Raw genomic sequence first — 4,464 nt, forward strand, 5'->3', positions numbered from 1 at the left:
CCGGAGGCCCCCGCGCCCGGTCCGGCGGGTCGATCAGGCGTAGTTGAAGGTATCGGGGTCCGGGCCGGTGCGCAGGCCGCGGTCCGCGGTGGCGACGGCCGCCAGGTCCTCCTCGGTCAGCTGGAAGTCGAAGACGTCGAAGTTCTGCCGGATCCGGTCCGGGGTGACCGACTTGGGGATCACCACGTGGCCCAGCTGCAGGTGCCAGCGGAGCACCACCTGGGCCGGGGACTTGCCGGTGCGGGCCGCGATCGCGGTGATCACCGCGTCGTCCAGCACCGCGCCCTGGGCCAGCGGGCTCCAGGCCTCGGTCGCGATGCCGTGCTCGGCGTGGAAGGCGCGCAGTTCGGCCTGCTGCAGGCCGGGGTGGAGCTCGATCTGGTTGACCGCCGGGACCAGGTCGCTGTGGTCCAGCAGGCGCCGCAGGTGGGCGGGCTGGAAGTTGGACACGCCGGCGGCGCGGATCCGACCCTCCCCGGCCAGGCGCTCGATCGCGCGCCAGGAGTCGAGGTAGTGGTCGCGGGCCGGGGTGGGCCAGTGGATCAGGTAGAGGTCCACCTGGTCGAGGCCCAGCTTGGCCAGGCTGGTGTCGAAGGCGCGCAGGGTGGCGTCGTAGCCCTGGTCGGCGTTCCACAGCTTGGTGGTGACGAACAGGTCCTCGCGGGCCAGACCGGAGTCGGCCAGCGCGCGGGCCACGCCGGTCTCGTTGCCGTAGACGGCAGCGGTGTCGATGCTGCGGTAGCCGGTCCGGAGGGCGTGGCCCACCGCGGCGGCGGTGTCCCGGTCCGGGACCTGGTAGACGCCGAAACCGAGCTGCGGGATCTCGACGCCGTTGTTGAGCTTGACGGTGGGGACGGTCATCGCGGTGCGGTCCTTACCTGGTGAGGAGGGGTCAGTTGCGGTCGGGCCCGCCGGGGCCCGGCGGGCGGGCGGCCGGTCACCCGGCGAACGCCCGTGCGCGCTCGGAATGTTCCGGCCGGGCCGGGGCCGCGGTGCGGCGCTCCAGGACGGCGGACCAGAGGGCCAGCACCAGCGCGCCGGCGGCCAGCAGGGCGCCGACCCAGTTCGGGGCGGTGTAGCCGAGCCCGGCCGAGATCACCAGCCCGCCGAGCCAGGCGGCGAGGGCATTGCCCAGGTTGAAGGCGCCGATGTTGACGGCCGAGGCCAGCGTGGGGGCGCCGTGGGCCTGGTCCAGCACCCGCTTCTGCAGCGGGGGGACGGTGGCGAAGCCGAGCGCGCCGACCAGCAGGACGGTGAGCGCGGCCGCCGCCTCGCTGTGCGCGGTCAGCGTGAACAGGGCCAGCACGACGGCCAGTCCGCCCAGCGCCGTGCAGAGCATCGGCATCAGCCGGCGGTCGGCGTACCGGCCGCCGATCAGGTTGCCGAGGAACATGCCGACGCCGAACAGCACCAGCAGCCAGGTCACCGAGCCCTCGGAGTAGCCGGCCACCCGGGTCATCATCGGGGCGATGTAGGTGATCGCGGCGAACACGCCGCCGAAGCCGAGCACGGTCATCGCCATCGCGAGCACCACCTGGGCGTTGCGGAAGGCGGCCAGTTCCCGGCGCAGGTGCGCGCCTTCGGGGCGGGGCAGCGCGGGGACCAGCCGGGCGATGCCGAGCAGGCCGACCACGCCGAGCGCGGCGACGATGCCGAAGGTGGTCCGCCAGCCGACCGCCTGCCCGACGAAGGTGCCCAGCGGTACGCCGACGACGTTGGCCACGGTCAGCCCGGTGAACATGGTGGCGATGGCGCCGGCCTTCTTGTCCGGGGCGACCAGGTCGGCCGCCACCACGGACCCGATCCCGAAGAACGCCCCGTGCGCCAGTGAGGTGACGATCCGTCCGGCGAGCATCAGCGGGAAGCTCGGGGCGAGCGCGGAGAGCAGGTTGCCGGTCACGAACAGGCCCATCAGCAGCATCAGCATCGTCTTGCGGTTGATCCTGGTGCCGAGCACGGTCATCAGCGGAGCGCCGACCACCACGCCGAGCGCGTACCCGGTGACCAGCAGCCCGCCGGTGGGGATCGACACCCCGTAGTCCGCGGCGATCCGGGGCAGCAGCCCCATGATCACGAACTCGGTGGTCCCGATCCCGAACGCCCCGATGGCCAGGGCGAGGAGTGCGAGAGGCATGACGCCGCCCTCCATGCGATTGCTTGTGCGCCTTACGAGCTCTGACAATAATTGCAGGCGCGTGCTAAATGCAAGCGCAGGTAATGGGAGTGCGGCAGTGGGTGGCGCGGTGCGGGTGGGCATGCGAGAACGGGGCCCGTCCCGACCCTGGCGGGTGGAACGGGCCCCGTGCGGGGTTCGGTGCGGTGCGGTGCGGTGCGGTGTGGTGTGGTGCGCTGCAGGCGGTGCGGTGCGGGCTACTGCTGCGGGCGCGGGGCGTCGACCGCCTCCACGGCCCGGACCAGCGGGGCCAGCTCGGGGTGCTCGGCGGCCTCCGCCAGCGCCTCGCGCAGAGCGGCGTCGTTGGTCGGGCGCGCCTCGGCGAGCAGCCGCAGGCCGGCCCCGGTCACGTTGGTGTAGATCCCGCGCCGGTCGGTGGGGCAGAGGTAGCGGGCGAGCAGGCCGCGGTCCTCCAGGCGGGTGACCAGGCGGGTGGTGGCGCTCTGGCTGAGCACGACCGCGTCCGCCACCTGCTTCATCTGCAGGTGCCCGCCGTCCCCGTCGTGCTGGCGGCTGAGCACCTCCAGCAGGGAGTACTCCCGCACACTCAGGTCGTGGCCGGACTGCAGGGCGCGCTCGACGTGCGCCTCGATCCGGCCGTGCAGCAGCGAAAGGGCGGCCCAGCCGTTGGCGAGGGCGGTGAGCGCGGGATCCGTGGCGGTCATCGGGCCTGGTCTCCTTCCGGGGTGATCAGGGCCCAGGATAGGCCAGGGCCGGGAATACCGGCCAGGTCCGGTAGAGCGCTTCTGCAACCAACGACTCACCCCGCGCCCGGCGACCGCACCGCGCCCGACGGGCGCACCGCAACCAACGGCTCACCCCGCGCCCGACGGCCGCACCGCGCCCAGCACCGGCAGCGCCGCGACCGGGGCGATCCGGATCACGGCACCCGTGTGCGGGGCGTTCACCATCAGGCCGGCGCCCAGGTAGAGCCCGACGTGGGTGGCGTCGGGGAAGTAGACCACCAGGTCGCCCGGGCGGAGCCGGCTCAGCGGCACCTTCGGCAGCTGCGCCCACTGCTCCTGGCTGGTGCGCGGGACCGGCACCCCGGCGGCCGCCCAGGCCTGCGAGGTCAGGCCCGAACAGTCGTAGGCCGCGGGACCGGTGCCGCCCCACAGGTACGGCTTGCCGAGCTGGGCCAGCGCGTAGGCGACCGCCGTCGCCGCGGCCGTCGAGGCCGGGCCGCCGTCGGCGCCCAGGGCGCCCGAGGCCAGCAGCCGCTGCTGGGCCTGCTCGGCCAGCGCCCCCTCGCGCTCGTCCAGTGCGGAGAGCTCGGCGGCGCTCAGGGCGGCCAGCCGGGCGGCCACCCGGCCGGCCTGCTGCTCGGCGTCCTGCTTGGCCGCCCGGGCCTGGTCGGCGGCGGCCTGGGCAGCGCGCTGGGCCTGCTGCGCGGCGGCCTGCGTGTCGGCCAGCCGGTCGCGGCGCTCGCGCAGCTCGGCCACCACGTCCGCCTCCGAGCGGGAACGTTCCTGCTCGTCACCGGCCGCGGCGAAGAACCCGCCCGGGGTGAACGAGAAGAGCAGCCGGGCGATCCCGCTCAGCCCGCCGCCCCGGTACTGCTCGGCGGCGAGCCGCCCGGCCTCGGCCAGGCTCGCGTCCACCTGTTGCTGCCCGGCGTCGACCTGGGCGTCCGCCCGGCCCAGCTCCCCGCGGCGCGCGGCCAGGTCGGCGTCCCGGGCGGTGGAGGCCTGCTCGGCCGCCTCGGCCCGGTGGCGCAGTGCCTGCAGATCCGTCAGCAGCGCCGCCACCGCGTCGGTCCGGGCCAGGGCCTCGGCCGTGGCAGGCGGGTCGGGGACGGGGACCGGGGCGGGATCGGCCCGGGCGGGCGCGCCCGCGGTCAGGGTCAGGATCAGGGCCAGGGCCGAACCCCACGGGGCCCGCCTCCTGCTCGCACGCCGGTCCACCCGGCCTCCCTCGCTGCTCGGCACCGGGCACAGACTCGCACCGCGGGCGGCCGGGCTCCGGGCAGGGCGAGCGGTGCGCCGCGCGCGTCACCTGCCTGGCGCACGTCCACGAGTCGGACCACCCCCTGTGGGCCGAACGGGGCGGCGGTTAGTATCCGCCCCGATGAACACGGCGGTGACCGGGCCGACCGCGGTCGTAGCAGCAGGGAGACAGCGGTGATAGAGCTGGAGCCGGAGTGCAGCGACGGGTTCGGCCCGCCCTCGGAGGTCCTCGCGGACCCGGTGAGCGAACGGCGGGCCGCGGCCGGGCGGGCGGGCGCCGACCCCGGGCGCCGGCGCCTGCTGCTGGGCGGCGCGGCGCTGCTGGCCGGCGGGGCCGGCTGGCTG

At 75.3% G+C, this 4,464-nt stretch carries 4 protein-coding genes; all 4 read right to left on the bottom strand.

The window, feature by feature from the left end; all coding sequences use genetic code 11:
• Nucleotides 1-33: 33 nt before the first annotated feature.
• The 4 genes from ACFW1A_RS38965 to ACFW1A_RS38980 all read right to left on the bottom strand — a co-directional run bounded on the left by ACFW1A_RS38965 (nt 34) and on the right by ACFW1A_RS38980 (nt 4,077).
• Nucleotides 34-861 carry an aldo/keto reductase gene (locus tag ACFW1A_RS38965; protein WP_380418159.1) on the bottom strand — a complete coding sequence of 276 codons (828 nt, stop codon included), beginning with the start codon at nt 859-861 and terminating at the stop codon, nt 34-36.
• Between the two features lie 76 nt (nt 862-937).
• Complete coding sequence (locus ACFW1A_RS38970; RefSeq protein ID WP_380418161.1) at nt 938-2,134, bottom strand: MFS transporter; 1,197 nt, start codon at nt 2,132-2,134, stop codon at nt 938-940.
• A 236-nt stretch (nt 2,135-2,370) separates the two neighbouring features.
• Entirely contained in the window at nt 2,371-2,838 is a 468-nt protein-coding gene (locus ACFW1A_RS38975; protein WP_380418163.1) for a MarR family winged helix-turn-helix transcriptional regulator, read from the bottom strand.
• A gap of 150 nt (nt 2,839-2,988) precedes the next feature.
• Nucleotides 2,989-4,077 carry an NlpC/P60 family protein gene (locus tag ACFW1A_RS38980; RefSeq protein WP_380418165.1) on the bottom strand — a complete coding sequence of 363 codons (1,089 nt, stop codon included), beginning with the start codon at nt 4,075-4,077 and terminating at the stop codon, nt 2,989-2,991.
• Nucleotides 4,078-4,464 lie beyond the last annotated feature (387 nt).

The sequence above is a fragment of the Kitasatospora sp. NPDC058965 genome, assembly GCF_042741245.1.
Taxonomy (GTDB): Bacteria; Actinomycetota; Actinomycetes; order Streptomycetales; family Streptomycetaceae; genus Kitasatospora.